Origin of the sequence: Sphingomonas sp. Mn802worker (assembly GCF_000382485.1) — a bacterium.
In the GTDB taxonomy this organism is placed as follows: domain Bacteria; phylum Pseudomonadota; class Alphaproteobacteria; order Sphingomonadales; family Sphingomonadaceae; genus Sphingomonas.
The window spans coordinates 290,401-302,963 of sequence record NZ_AORY01000005.1; the positions used below are offsets into that span (position 1 = coordinate 290,401).

General features: G+C 61.6%; 13 protein-coding genes and 1 tRNA gene. 9 read left to right on the forward strand and 5 right to left on the reverse strand.

The annotated features are described in order from the left end of the window. Positions 1-50: 50 nt before the first annotated feature. Positions 51-1,292: a PAS domain-containing protein gene (locus tag SMN802W_RS0108270; protein ID WP_019516435.1), complete on the reverse strand. Its 1,242-nt coding sequence runs from the start codon at positions 1,290-1,292 to the stop codon at positions 51-53. Positions 1,293-1,494: 202 nt separating this feature from the next. Between SMN802W_RS0108270 and SMN802W_RS0108275 the strand changes: the two genes are divergently transcribed. Beyond that, positions 1,495-1,570: transfer RNA gene (locus SMN802W_RS0108275), tRNA-Thr, on the forward strand. Positions 1,571-1,947: 377 nt separating this feature from the next. Here SMN802W_RS0108275 and SMN802W_RS0108280 read toward each other — a convergent pair. The 3 genes from SMN802W_RS0108280 to SMN802W_RS0108295 all read right to left on the reverse strand — a co-directional run bounded on the left by SMN802W_RS0108280 (position 1,948) and on the right by SMN802W_RS0108295 (position 6,276). Beyond that, positions 1,948-3,624, reverse strand: a complete 1,677-nt coding sequence (locus SMN802W_RS0108280) for an AIPR family protein (protein WP_019516436.1) — start codon at positions 3,622-3,624, stop codon at positions 1,948-1,950. Between the two features lie 437 nt (positions 3,625-4,061). Beyond that, positions 4,062-5,267 carry a PIN domain-containing protein gene (locus SMN802W_RS0108285; RefSeq protein ID WP_019516437.1) on the reverse strand — a complete coding sequence of 402 codons (1,206 nt, stop codon included), beginning with the start codon at positions 5,265-5,267 and terminating at the stop codon, positions 4,062-4,064. Between the two features lie 802 nt (positions 5,268-6,069). Next, a complete protein-coding gene (locus tag SMN802W_RS0108295; RefSeq protein WP_019516439.1) occupies positions 6,070-6,276 on the reverse strand; it encodes a helix-turn-helix domain-containing protein in 207 nt (68 codons plus the stop codon). Between the two features lie 167 nt (positions 6,277-6,443). Between SMN802W_RS0108295 and SMN802W_RS17565 the strand changes: the two genes are divergently transcribed. From SMN802W_RS17565 to SMN802W_RS0108315, 4 genes are all read left to right on the forward strand, one after another. Further along, the gene (locus SMN802W_RS17565; RefSeq protein WP_019516440.1) at positions 6,444-6,764 is read left to right on the forward strand and encodes a hypothetical protein; all 321 of its coding nucleotides are present in this window, start codon (positions 6,444-6,446) and stop codon (positions 6,762-6,764) included. Between the two features lie 4 nt (positions 6,765-6,768). Beyond that, entirely contained in the window at positions 6,769-7,035 is a 267-nt protein-coding gene (locus tag SMN802W_RS0108305) for a hypothetical protein (RefSeq protein ID WP_019516441.1), read from the forward strand. Positions 7,036-7,120: 85 nt separating this feature from the next. Beyond that, complete coding sequence (locus SMN802W_RS0108310) at positions 7,121-7,534, forward strand: hypothetical protein (protein ID WP_019516442.1); 414 nt, start codon at positions 7,121-7,123, stop codon at positions 7,532-7,534. 126 nt (positions 7,535-7,660) lie between these two features. Beyond that, on the forward strand, positions 7,661-8,026 hold the full coding sequence (locus SMN802W_RS0108315; protein WP_019516443.1) for a hypothetical protein: 366 nt from the start codon (positions 7,661-7,663) through the stop codon (positions 8,024-8,026). 3 nt (positions 8,027-8,029) lie between these two features. Here SMN802W_RS0108315 and SMN802W_RS0108320 read toward each other — a convergent pair whose 3' ends face one another. Continuing rightward, positions 8,030-9,043 carry a LysR family transcriptional regulator gene (locus SMN802W_RS0108320; protein ID WP_019516444.1) on the reverse strand — a complete coding sequence of 338 codons (1,014 nt, stop codon included), beginning with the start codon at positions 9,041-9,043 and terminating at the stop codon, positions 8,030-8,032. 224 nt (positions 9,044-9,267) lie between these two features. Here SMN802W_RS0108320 and SMN802W_RS0108325 point away from each other — a divergent pair, with 224 nt between their 5' ends. From SMN802W_RS0108325 to SMN802W_RS17570, 4 genes are all read left to right on the forward strand, one after another. Continuing rightward, complete coding sequence (locus tag SMN802W_RS0108325) at positions 9,268-9,654, forward strand: hypothetical protein (RefSeq protein ID WP_019516445.1); 387 nt, start codon at positions 9,268-9,270, stop codon at positions 9,652-9,654. A gap of 249 nt (positions 9,655-9,903) precedes the next feature. After that, positions 9,904-10,269 (forward strand): hypothetical protein, encoded by a 366-nt coding sequence (locus SMN802W_RS0108335; RefSeq protein WP_019516447.1) that lies wholly within the window; start codon positions 9,904-9,906, stop codon positions 10,267-10,269. An 81-nt stretch (positions 10,270-10,350) separates the two neighbouring features. Beyond that, entirely contained in the window at positions 10,351-10,710 is a 360-nt protein-coding gene (locus SMN802W_RS18230) for a hypothetical protein (protein WP_156818783.1), read from the forward strand. Between the two features lie 240 nt (positions 10,711-10,950). Then, the gene (locus SMN802W_RS17570; protein WP_019516448.1) at positions 10,951-12,444 is read left to right on the forward strand and encodes an AAA family ATPase; all 1,494 of its coding nucleotides are present in this window, start codon (positions 10,951-10,953) and stop codon (positions 12,442-12,444) included. Positions 12,445-12,563 lie beyond the last annotated feature (119 nt).

Genomic DNA, 12,563 nt, shown 5'->3' on the forward strand with positions numbered 1-12,563 from the left:
CCCCGCGAACGGCCTGATCGCTCACCCTCGTTCACAGCGTATTGTCAGCCTCACCGCAACCGTGCGAGCACCCGCTCGGCAAGCCTGCGATCGCTGCTCGCACCGATGACATCGAGCTCGCCGGTCGCCGCCACGCGCCCAAGCAGAACGACCGGCGCACCAACGTCGCCCTCGACCTCCAAGATCGCCGGCGCAAAGGTTCCTAGCGATCGACGCTCGCCAAGCGGCACCATGTCGCTCTGCGCAGCGCCGCGCCGACGACGTGCGCGCTCCTCGGCCACGATGTCTTGGACACCGCCGGGCAGCGCCTCGATCACGCGCGCGAGCTGACCCTCGGCCACCTCACGGCGGCGCGCATAGGCCAGAACCGTCGCGGCCTGGCGGACGACCGCCTCGTCGCCGCCGAACACCAGCCGGGCGATCGCCTCCAGCGGCGCACGCGTTCGCACGGCCGCGTCATCTGCGTCCAGCAACTCGGCGTAGGCAAAGGGCGCGCAGGCAGCGGCACAGGCGAAATCATGCGCGCGCGACAGCGCGCGGCGAAACGCCGCCTCGCTGCGCGACCGCGCGGTACGCGCGCCCTCGGCACTCTCCCGCGCAAGGGTCAGCAGCTCGGCCAGATCGACCTCGTCGTTCGCGGATGCCGGCAACGCGGCGCTCGGGCCATCGGCCCACACCGCCGAACGATCGCCGGCGCGCGGCGCGACACGCACCGCCTGCGCCAGCTCGGCGTCGAGACGCGCCTGCGTGTCGCTGCTCACCATCTCCTTCCAGTTGATGACGCCGTAGATATAGTCGATCGCCGCGCCATCGGAGGAAAACGGCATCAGGATGCCGCGGTAGAAGGTGTTGTGCCCGCGGATGCCGACGAACTCGGCCTCGAACCCGACCGGCGCACGATTGGCGATGATCTGTAGGTAATGATCGGTCAATCGCGACAGCAGCGAGCGCGGCGGCACCTGCGCGATGTTGGTGATCGACTGATCGACCCCGCATTCGGCACGCAAGGCCGCGCCCAGGAACGGAATCGCGGGGTTTTCCAGCCCGTCGCTGAAATCGAGCAGCACGCTGTGCGGTCCGAAATCGGCGATCCGAGCGGGGTCCAGGTCCGCGATCGTCGGAAACGGTCGGTCGGCCAGCAGCGACACCCAATGATTGTACGCGCGCACGTGCATGCGCCGCTCGTCGCTGCCGATCGCGATCTGCGCCTCGCCGACACCCGCCTCGGTCGGATCATTGTCCTGCCGGATGCCGGCATTCTCGGAACCATCACTGCCGCGCGCGCTGTCCATAACCCGTTCTTTCCCGACGGGTTCGCCAGGCATGCGATGCGACCCGTTCGGATAAGGCCATGCACCGCCGCGCGTAAACGGCGCGTAAACCGTCAAGCGTCCGGCCTGCGCCAGCGGTGTGGCGCAGCGACCCATGATCCCGCTTGCCACCCCCACCTCCGCCTGCTAAGCGCCGCGCCTCGCCCAGGCACGGGCGCACCAGGCCGCTTTAGCTCAGCTGGTAGAGCATCGCATTCGTAATGCGGGGGTCACAGGTTCGAGTCCTGTAAGCGGCACCATCCTTCTTTATGGCATTCAAACAAGCCCAAGCCGGCGCTCCCTTGCGAAAGGGCGTTCGATTGGGTTGGCGTTTGGGTCCTTCGTGGGGCGCTTTCGGCAGGCTTTTGGATGCGACCTACGCTGAACCCGATCCAACAATGTTCCGGAAGCCGCCACGTTCGGGCGGCAGATGAGCTGCGGACCGCTATCCGGTTGTTGATGGCGCATGTGGACGATTGGCTAAAGTCGATCGCATCACGGCGGCGGCTCGCGACCAAAGCCGGTCATTCCCGGCTCTCTCGCTGAACGGCGGTTTGAGCTGAAACCTGCCAGAGAATGACGCTGAAGGCGGTCTGGCGGTAGTTGGCGTTGCCGGCGAACGACATGGGTTGGCGGTCTAGAGTAGGCTCAGTTGCTGGGGTTGCTCGCTCAGCGAAGCCCGAAACAGGTTTTGTTTCGTGGCTGCATTTCTGAAGAGGCGGTAGGTCGAGATGTTCGGGCGGTCCTTGACGAACTCGGCCAACCGCCGCTCCGCCTCTGGGATTAGAGGGCTGACTTGGTTGAAATCGAAGATATCAATGTTGGCGCCGTCCGCTAGTTTCCTGACCGCGAAGGCCAGATGATACAAACCCTCGACGATCCACGCGGATTCGATTTCCTGCTCCGCGACCCGCCTTGATGCCCTGCGTGCTTCATGCAACTTGGCGCGGCGATGCTTCTCGATCTCGGTGTAGACGCTCCAAACCGCTATCACGCGCTTTGCATCCATCTCCGAAGGATCGAAGACCAGCGGAAAATACTCTCCGAATATTCGATCCGAAGCAGTCTTCGCCTTATCGGGCTCAGCGCGGACGTAGGCCAGCCAGACCTGCCCGAGCTTTAGAGCATCTATGCGCTTGCTTTCGTCAATCCTAGAATGCTGGTCACGCTTTCGATCCAGATGCCACTCGTGACTCAGTAGCGATGCCTCAAGGCGGACGAGTACGGGATCGTTCGATCTTAGGTCGCGGCTTCGTATCGGAGTCTGACTGTTTGTTGCCTCGGCAACCTTAGCATAGAGGCTCTTGTCCTGTGTCTCAATAATGCGGACGAGAAGCCGAACACGCTGCACAGAAGAGAAGCTGGTGCGGGATGCCTGGAAAAGCGCGTGCGAGGTCTGGCCGCCGTTCACCACCTGAGGATTCAGAAGGCGCAATGGCGCATTCTTGAAGCCCGGCTGATAGCTGAACCGCTCGCAAACAATAGTAATGCCATTGTTAAAATACCAGAACATGCCGGCTTCGTTGGAAACGGCGGTATCGTAGATGCGCCGGTTAATGTCGTTCTGCTCGCCGAGGTAGACACGGACGTTCTCCTCAAACAGATCGGGGTCGAGCTGCGTGGGCTTGGTGGGGTCTGTCAGCGCCGCGATAAATTCATCGCCGCAGACCGTCCCGATGACAGCCCGCACGTTGCCGTCGGTGCGTTCATACACCTGTTCCTCCACGATCCGGAGGTGAATCTCCCGTTCTGTTGCTGTCCGGTGCGAGACTGTGTCAGACAGGGAATCAAGATCGGCCTCATGGAGCTGGAAGAACTTGAACCGGGCAAGCGATGATTCAAAGCGAGCCTTGTGGTCAGGGACGAGCCGCTCCCCGTTAGAGCAAAGGTGGACTTCGACCTGGCAAGCCCCCGAATTCACGAAATCCCAGATGTCCAACACCTTCTGCCGCAAAAGCGGATTGCATGTGTCAAGAAATCCGTCGACCTGTCCGAAGCAGTCCCCGATGAAGGCAAGAAGTTTGTCGATCTCAGTCGACGGGAAATTTCGGTTGTTGCTATTGAATTTGGTGTAGCACTTGAACTGGAAGAGATGGATTACACGGCGACCGAAACGCTCGTCGAGATAGACCGCGTCCACGCCCCTGTCCTCCCCGCCATCGGTGATCGAGCCTCTCGCCTCATCGAAGTCGATGCGTAGTAGAGATGTAACGCAGAGTAGGGAGAACGCTTCCCGTCGGGTTTCGAGATTGAGGGCCCTCTCAATCTGAGCGGCAGCCGCGTCTACGTTTCCCCAGTCAAGAAGTGTTGCCATGTAATACTTCTTGCCCTGTGACTCCGTCCATTTCAACCTTGCCGGCGATATGGCGCTTCAGCCGCCTTTATGGAATCCCGCGCACGGTACCCAACGTCGCCAGATAGTCCCCAGCGATACCGGCCGTTGTCGATCAGAGACCGCCATTCGTTGAGGCCAGCTTAAACGGAAATTTATGCCAACAGCAAATATAGGCACCGTGGCCTGTGATAAACGACGAGTGACGTTCTTTGACTACCATCCGTGTTTTGCAAAAAAGGAGGACGTCACCGTATCGCCTGTGCAGGAGGGCTGCGAACCTATCCCCTTATCCACCTTAGTTTACGTAGTTGAGAAGGCATGCGGCAATTTTCATGCCGTGTGTGATGCCGCCGTGTTTGTCGCCGCCATTAGCAATCGGACTGGGTCACAGGGGGGCGACGGGTTGGGTCAGACGCTCAGAACGCAGCACTTCCATTTCCCTCAGCATCAAGCGCGCTTTCGGCACCATTACCCTCGACTTCAAGCATTAGCTGCAGCTGGTTGTAGTCATCGAAGTCTTCACGGCCCCCGTAATCTAGGTGGATCTCACCCATGTCGACGCTCCCAAGACCCTCGACGACTTCGACTTCTATTACTTCGAGGTCGGCGACTGCCCCGTCGATCGAACCAGCGATAGTGATTAGCAGGGCCGCGTCAAATGTCTCCTCGCTGGCGGCGGCCGTCCCGCCCATCCCGATCTCTTCGCGGTCGATGCTGTCCCAGGCGAAAAGGGAGAACTCCACGTGCGCCATGGCGGTGATCTCCACGTCGACCCTGACGACGACCTCCTCGGCTGCAAGCCGGACAACGGTGACGCCGTAGTCACCATCCTTCTCGTTCAGCTCCAGGCTTTCCAGACGCAGTTCGGTCGCGTCGACTTCGTAGCGATACGGGGCGGTCGCCTCGACGTCGAAGTCCCATTCGACAAGCGCGTCAGCCAGCATCGCGTGCAGAGACTTTTCGTCCTCCGGCAGGTCTCCCTCGGAAATCCTGCGTAGAAACGTGTTCACCTTCTCGGCAGCAGTTTCGGCATGGGCCTGAACGATCTGAAGGGCGGCGGCGAGATCTCCCTCCACGAAAACGTAGTTGGATGTCTCCGCGAACGACTGCCACCCCTTGTCGGCGCTCGCGGCGAGTACCGTTTTTCCGCCGGCCTTGGCCCACGCCTCAAGACTGAGCAGCGCAAGGGCGTCAGGAAATTCGTTCTTTTTGTCGCCAGCCCCCTCGAACGGCGGCGTCGGATCGAAGTACGATTTAAGGAGCGCGTCGATAGCGCAGAGGTTGGCCGGAACTGTTTCAGCGCCGGTTGCCTCCAAGAACGCGGCAACCCTATTCCGGGCAACGGCGCGCGAGTCCGCGAGCGCATCGGTCGCCGCCTTGGCGGCCTCGGGGGCGATGAGGCCTAGGTGAACCGCCCGGTCCATCGCGGCGCGGGTGGAATCCCGAGCCTTCTTGGTGTTCGCCTGCAGGTGCTTCAGCGTCTCCCGGACCACGATCTCCGAGATGACGAACTGGATCGGACCGTCTTTGAACTGGTCAAGCTGCGCTAGCAGTCCGGCATCGAAGTTGATGCCGCCCTGAATAATGGCGTTGGTGTCAATAGTGAACGCGTCATAGGGCATCCGAGCAAAGTAGCATTTCGTTTGGCGCGTGCCGAGCCAACAAATTTACATCAGACGTGAGGTCGTACTCTGCCTCCAATCCGCCTCGCATCGACCCAGCGCGCGCTGTTCTAGCCATTAAGTGGCGGGCATCAGCGCCCACCCTTCAGCAGCGTAGGCAAAAATCACAGGAAATTCCCACGACCTCCTGGCAATAGGCGACTAATCCTCGTCGTTCATCTGGCGGCGTCGCGACGACCGGTTCTGATTGAACCGATTCTTTATGCCGACAGCGCAAAAAGTCAGCGCCTGACGGTCCTCAGTCGCGGCGAAAGCGCCCGCGGCTCCGTGCCACTCAGGTCCCGCTGCGTCCGCTGGGCGGTCCCCCCTTGTAGTGGCGGAACGTGTCCTGAAAGTTCGGATCGTCGAAAAAGCCGACGAGGTAAACTGGTCCTGAGCCGAGAAGGGGACCGCAAAAGCAAAGACGTAACAGCCCAACCTGGACTCGCCGACGACGTGCGGCAGGCGCGGATGCGGTGCCCTGCGGACGTAGACGGTGATCTGCGCTGACGGGTCGGGCGGCAGGTTGGTAGTCGCCATTGCCACCGTAGGCAGTGGCTGGTCTACATGCATGGCGTATCGCACCCATTCCATGGTCTCAGTCAGTTCTGGAAGGCGCTCCTCGTTGAGGATTTCCATCCAGAAGTTCAGATGGAAGGTCTGCGATCTTGGCGGCCACATTCAAAATGCGTCCGCGGGGGTCACTCACGACGCGCTTTGCAAACGAGCAGTCTCAGCCATCTTATATGTAGGTAAGCGATACTTACCTATTTAGGAGCTCGTGTGGCTGAACCTTGAGCGCGTCGGCAAGCCTACCAAGCGCTCGCACGGACGGGTTTCTCGTACCACGTTCAAGGTCGCTGAGATAGCTGCGCTTCATCCCAGCCTCGAGCGACAGCTCCTCCTGCGACATGCCCGCTAGCTTCCGATAGCGGCGCACGTTCGCGCCAAGCAGCTGCACCACGTCCATGTCTCGACTTGGCCGCAGACGCACGTCTACGTCTGTCCACTAGGCGTGTCATTTTTGCTTGCGGCCGCAATCCAAAGCGGGAACGATCCCGCTCAACCGCCCGCCACGGGCACAACAGGAGAATAGATATGATGCTACGATCACGGGCGGGGTGCATCCTCGCCACGTTGCTGACGCTTGCCGCTTGCGGACGCGACCGCTCAGGCGCCGAAGCAGCCGTCAAAGAAGCCCTGAAGGACCCTGAGTCAGCGCGCTTTGGCGAGTTCTACTTCAACAGCAAGACCGGCAAAGCTTGCCTTGAGACCAACGCGAAGAACTCGATGGGTGGGTACACCGGCGACAAGCAGGTCCAGCTCGTCAAGAACGGCAGCGGCTGGGAGTACATCGGCGAAACTGAGGAGACAGCGGACGAGTGTCGAAAGACACACGCCGATGAGACGCGCGATCCGCAACAGGTGCTCGACGACCGCCTAAAGAACCTGGAGTAGCCGGGTGGTACAGATCATCCTAGCCCTGCTCGCGATCGCCGCCGCCATTTACGCGGTGAAGGTCGCGCTCCTGCTCATCATCCTGGTCGGACTGATCTTCCGTACCAGAACGACGGTCAGCATCCTGGTGATGCTGGGCGCGTGGGCGCTACTCGGCCGCTACCCGGTCGCCGGCATCGCACTGATCGCGCTGGTCGCCTTCATGACGATCAAGCGCGCGCTCGCCAGCGAGGAGAGCGGCGACAACCTACCGGACAAGCCGTCCGGCTGACCACCATCCACTACCCGAACCATCAACCCACCAAAGCCCTCGGCCTCACCGCCGGGGGCTTTTCTCGTTTCAGGAGACAAGAACGATGCTCACCATCGACACCGACGCTCGGCTCTCCCGCGCGCTCGACCAGCCGCTCGGTGGCGCCGTCCACCGCGTGCTGGCGCTCAGGCGGCAACAGCTCGCAAGCATCGAGGGCACCGCCGCCTTCCACCTCGTGGAGGCAGGCGACATGCTCGCCGACGCCGAAGCGGCGTTAGGCTTCCCGATCGCCACCGACCTAGTCGAGGGCACCAGCTACCCCGACCCGGACTTCGTGCCCTCCTGGGAGAGCGCGGAGCGGCACTCGGGCGGCGTGTACGAGATCGTCTACGTCCTCACCGACGACGGCTACGCGCACGTGCTGCTCGTGCCCGACCGCGACGACACCGACCCCGTGCTCAGGTCGCTCCTTCGCGACCACGTCGACCAAGCCGAGGGTGCCGTTCCAGCCCCTTAGCTGTCCCCGCCGCCACGCTCTCGAAGCGGAAACAGCGGAAAACCTCACCCCCTCACGCACCCCGCACCCGCAGCGCCCCGGCAGACCCGCCACGGGCGCTTTTCTCATGCCAGAAGGACAAGAGCCATGCTCCACCTGACCGACCGTGCCGCGATCACCGCCGCGCTCGCCTCCGAGATCGACCCTGCCTTGCGCGACCTCTTGGCCACGCGCGCCGCCGCCCTGGTGACCAACAACTACGACCTGACCGACTGCACCGAGTTCCTCATTGTCGAGGAGGGCGACACCGAGGCCGACATCGTCGCGGCCGTCGGCTTCTCGCCGCTGGTCGACCCGGTCGACGGCTACCGCCTCGGCGAGCCCGACTTTCAGCCCGGATGGGACTGGTTAGCCGATCGGGGCGACTGGCTCGAGCTAAGCTTCAGCTTCGGTGCTGACCACGCTGTGATCATACTCATAGCGAGAGACAACAGCGCCGCCGACCTGCTTTAGCCTTTACGCCGCCCTTCCCTGTAGGTCAGGCCCCATGCTTGGTTCGATCTCATCGATGCCTTCGGGTTGCGCTTCCTCAACAAAAATAGTCTCCTCCTTCACCCATAGTTCCTCGATCGACGTTAGCGCCTCTTCACTAGCTGCCACCCGATCCTTCTCAAGCTTGTCCGGGTATTTGGCTACCAGCTTAGCAAGTTCATCATCGAGAACTTCGATTTGGACTAGCTGCGAGCGCAATCCCGCAATCCTCTCAGCCTTTTCGTCGTTACTCCGCTTCGTGAGACTAACCCGCTTGATTTCCTCGATAATGGCTGGCTTCAAACGACTGTAGTATTTCCTGATTATCGTCAGAGACCTTGCGACGTTTCGGACATGTCGATCCTGAGAGTCCGCTGCTTCGTATCTGATCTCAATACCGCCTTTGAACTTGCAAAGACGGCCGAGCAGAACTTTGCAAGCACGCACAACCTCCTTGCCCTGAGGTGTTAACGTGACGATCGGCGATTTCTCGAACAGCATGCCCCTTCCGAAGGCCAGTTCCACATCAGACAGCCTTCGGCTCAGCGTCGACTCATCAATGTGAAGTTGGTCTGCCGCCTCTTGCCGCTTGGCCATCCCAGCCTTTTCAGAAACCAGAACCAAGGTCCTCAGGGTGTCGACGCTGAGATTTCGCAGCCTCTTCTTCTCATCCTGAGTTCCTGCAAACAATTTACCACCAGACACATCGTCCAAGAGCTTCAACAGACTCTCGGATAGATGCTTGAAGCGGCGACCATCGATGGAAGTCGTGGCTGCATCGACCCTTTCGTCGAAGATCACGTAACCTAAGGCGGCTTCCAGCTTATCGATCCTCTTGTGCACCGCCTTGGAGCCAACGTTCAGCACACCGGCTGCGTCTGCATACGAGGTATAGCTCTCGAGGCTGACGAACGTTTGAAGCCAGGACATTTTCACGTCAGCCAAGCGACGGGCAGACGCGACGAGGCTTTCAGGATCCGGGGCGGCAGGCACGGTCATCGTTCTTCTCTCCTAAGGGGCGTCGGAGATGGTTAACGAGCCGCCATCTGCAAGCCCCCCCCGAAACAGCCTGACGCGCCTTTTATGCAACGCGCTGCCTCTTCGCAGCCGCCGCGCAACCTCTATTCCTGCAACCACGCCCCAAACACCGGCGGCGTGAACACAGATAGTAGTCTCGGCGTAAGCGGCGCCGCGACTCGCAAGAAAACCTTGAAGGAGGAAATATGCGTTTATTAGACAAGCCGGGCCTCATCCGCGGAAAAGCCATCATCGACTGCGCTTTCAGCGGTGATGAAACACCTGAGGATTTTGAGCTAGCTGATATTGTCGGCCTCGTAGCGGCATACGTGAACATCCGCGAGCCAACTCATGAGATGTTCAAAGTAATGCACAAGCGTGTGGGCGTTGGCCTAGCTCGTGACATGGAGCAGGTTTTCCACATGTTTGACGACCTTGGTGGACGTGGTTTGTGGTCACAAGGCCCGGATATCGCGGACGTACAGTTTACTCATCGGAAGCTACACAAGCATTACCCACACTTTGAGAAGAACACTCAAGCCTTACTGAACCGGGAGCGCGATCACCGCCATGGGGATAGCACTCCTTTCTAGGTCGGGTATCCACCACGATGACGGGCAGCCTTCCCTTCCGAACGACCTCTCAGAAGGCAGCTAACCCGTTCACTTAGTAGAGCGTGCCCTAAGCCCCCTGCGGGAACGCCCTGAAACCTCCATCGCCGAGCTGAAGCCGATGCGCGAGCAGTACCTGCGCGTCGCTGCATTCGTGCGCCTGGAGAACACCGCTGCCGCCGTTTCGGACCACCCGAGCGGCGGCGGCATCTACCTTCTTGGAGAACAGGAATGACCATGCGACCCTACACCAAAGACGAACTGCTCAAGGGCATCGGCGCCTTCGAGCACGCCATGAACGCTCAGACCGATGTACCGGGCTTCCGCAAGCGGACCTCGCCAGCCACCGCCATCGGCATCCTCGCCTCCATGATGCGCAGCGGCCTGTCGGCGACCAAGATCGACCAGGTCATCGACAGCGAGTTCGCCGCGGACGCGCCCCTCCTGCGCAAGGTGCTGGCCATGTATGAGGGCAGCAACTGGGACATGGACATGTGGCACCTCCAGCCCAGCGGCCAGTACAAGGTCTGCACCGACCTGTGCAGCGCGGTCGATCCCAACTGGCGCTACGCCCCCAACATCAGCCTGATGGACTGAGCCTTCCCGGCGCTCGGCCTACCGGGTCGCTCAAGTTTTGCATCAACATTGATCCATCCGGCTCAAAAAGGATTAAACAACGTGAACTTTATCAAGATAGATCATCAGGTGCTCGATCAAGGCAAAGAAGTCTTCAAAGTCTACTCTCGCGCCGCAATCTGTGGCGGAGATGATCGAGAGGGTCACGCGGCCAGCAGACGACGGGTTGGTGGCTTAGCCACTCTGCCGGGCGCGGCAGTCGCCTGTTTTGACAGCGGCATCATAAACAAGAGAGCAGCCGCCTCCGCAATCGCACGAGCGACCCGATGCCGCGTATGGACGGTAGAATCGTTCCTCTCGGCCTTCCTCAGCGAGGCTGACGAAACGGGTACGTACGACGAGATGAGCGGATACCTTTTGGAAAAGAGGCTTCTCTCCAACTCGACCATGCTCGCAGCTTAGCACCGAACGCCCCCGGTATCGCAGCCGGGGGCACCCCCTCAGTCGAGAGGAGAAAGGGTGATCGCCGCAGACATCCAAGACCCTACAGGTCCGGTCTGACAGCACTAGCCCAGACGCGTTACCCAGCCGCACTGCGTCCCGCCGTCGGCTCAATCCAACACAGACCCGGTCATCCAAGGGTTCGCGAGCGCCGTGCTCTCGGGCCGCTGGACAGCCGCGTCTCGTCACCGAGAAACAAACATGAACGACAATGAACAATCTGCCCAGGCACCGACACCTACCGACAGCCCGCTCGTCGCTAACGACGACGACAACCCGGCGGCTGCCGATCGCTGGTCAGCCCTCGGCTTCACGCCCGCGGACGGCGGCGGTTACCTGACACCAGCCGACCTGATCGTTTTCGAGATCAGCGACGCCGCCGCCCGGCCTGCCATCGTGCAGACGCTGATGCACATGGGCGAGCCACCACGCCTCAACGTCAAGGCGGGTGCAGGCGAGCAGACCTTCTTCCGGCTCGCCGATCCCGAGCTCGCCGCGACGCTGAAGCGGAGCGTGCCGGCGGGTGTCCACGTGCGCACCGGCGGCGACACCATCCAGCTGCCCGACACCGCCGCATGGGCGACGCCAACCAGCTTCCCCGCCACCGCCGCCGACCTGTCGGCGATCACGGCGGTGGAGGTCAGCCGCATCGCCAAGGCGGAGATGCCGACGGCACAGCCGCTGATCGAGCGGACACCACTCACAGCCATGAGCCTGCGCGGCATGTCCGCCGAGTTCCGCGCCCGAGCGGTGGAAGCGAAGCCACTCCTCGCCGACCTGTGCTTCAGCGGGCAGGTCACGACGTGGTACGCGGCACCCAACACCGGCAAGACGCTGATCACGCTCAATCTGCTCGTCGACGCGGTCAGGGAGGGACGCGTGACCGGTGGCAACGTCTACTACATTAATGCAGACGACGGCAGCGACGGCATCGCCACCAAGATGGAGATCCTCGATCCTCTCAACGTGCACACGCTCGTGCCGGGTTTCCGCGAGTTCAACGCGACGGAGCTCGCGGGCAAGCTCACGAGAATGGGCGCGAAGGAGCAGGCCAGAGGCGTCTTCGTCATCATCGACACGACGAAGAAGTTCGTGTCGCTGATGGACAAGCGCGAGGCGTCGGCCTTCGGCACCGCTTGCCGGCAGGTGGCGATGAACGGCGGCGCGGTGCTCAACCTCGCGCATACCAACAAGAACCCGAACGCGGACGGCACACCGCGCTATTCGGGCACCACCGACCTCCTCGAAGACGCCGACGCGGCCTACACCATTGCCAAGGTCGACAGCGGCGGCGAGGCAAGCGAGCGCGTGGTCGAGTTCAAGTGCTTCAAGCAGCGCGGCCCCAACGCGGAGACAGCGGCCTATGCCTACGATGCCGCGCCGGACACGTCCTACCTCGACCGGTTCGCCTCGGTGCGCCGCGTAGAGATCGAGGCGCTCGACCAGTTCAAGCGCGTCGAGGCTCAGCGTGCCGACGCCGAGGTGATCGAGATCGTGCGCAAGTGCATCGCCGAGGGCTACAACTCCAAGATGGTGCTCGGGAAGGAAGCCGCCACGCGTGCCGGCGTGAGCGCGCGGCAGGCCTACCTGCTGGTGGAACGCTACACCGGCACCGACCCCGCCCAGCACCGCTGGAACTTCAGCGTCGGCGATCGCGGCATCCACCGCTTCGAGCTGCTGCCGCTCGCCGCCTGAGCCAGCCCGGCGTCACCGGTCGGGCAGCGTCGCAGGTTCGCAGTTTTTCAGTTTTTCAACGTTGCGGGTGCCCCCCGCCCGCAGTGCAGCGCTGCGGAACTGCGAAACTGCAGAACTGG

Excerpts from the sequence above, each read along its gene's own strand:
- SMN802W_RS0108270 (WP_019516435.1), bottom strand. The coding sequence starts at position 1,292 with ATGGACAGCGCGCGCGGCAGTGATGGTTCCGAGAATGCCGGCATCCGG.
- SMN802W_RS0108280 (WP_019516436.1), bottom strand. The coding sequence starts at position 3,624 with ATGGCAACACTTCTTGACTGGGGAAACGTAGACGCGGCTGCCGCTCAG.
- SMN802W_RS0108285 (WP_019516437.1), bottom strand. The coding sequence starts at position 5,267 with ATGCCCTATGACGCGTTCACTATTGACACCAACGCCATTATTCAGGGC.
- SMN802W_RS0108295 (WP_019516439.1), bottom strand. The coding sequence starts at position 6,276 with ATGGACGTGGTGCAGCTGCTTGGCGCGAACGTGCGCCGCTATCGGAAG.
- SMN802W_RS0108310 (WP_019516442.1), top strand. The coding sequence starts at position 7,121 with ATGCTCACCATCGACACCGACGCTCGGCTCTCCCGCGCGCTCGACCAG.
- SMN802W_RS0108315 (WP_019516443.1), top strand. The coding sequence starts at position 7,661 with ATGCTCCACCTGACCGACCGTGCCGCGATCACCGCCGCGCTCGCCTCC.
- SMN802W_RS0108320 (WP_019516444.1), bottom strand. The coding sequence starts at position 9,043 with ATGACCGTGCCTGCCGCCCCGGATCCTGAAAGCCTCGTCGCGTCTGCC.
- SMN802W_RS0108325 (WP_019516445.1), top strand. The coding sequence starts at position 9,268 with ATGCGTTTATTAGACAAGCCGGGCCTCATCCGCGGAAAAGCCATCATC.
- SMN802W_RS0108335 (WP_019516447.1), top strand. The coding sequence starts at position 9,904 with ATGACCATGCGACCCTACACCAAAGACGAACTGCTCAAGGGCATCGGC.
- SMN802W_RS17570 (WP_019516448.1), top strand. The coding sequence starts at position 10,951 with ATGAACGACAATGAACAATCTGCCCAGGCACCGACACCTACCGACAGC.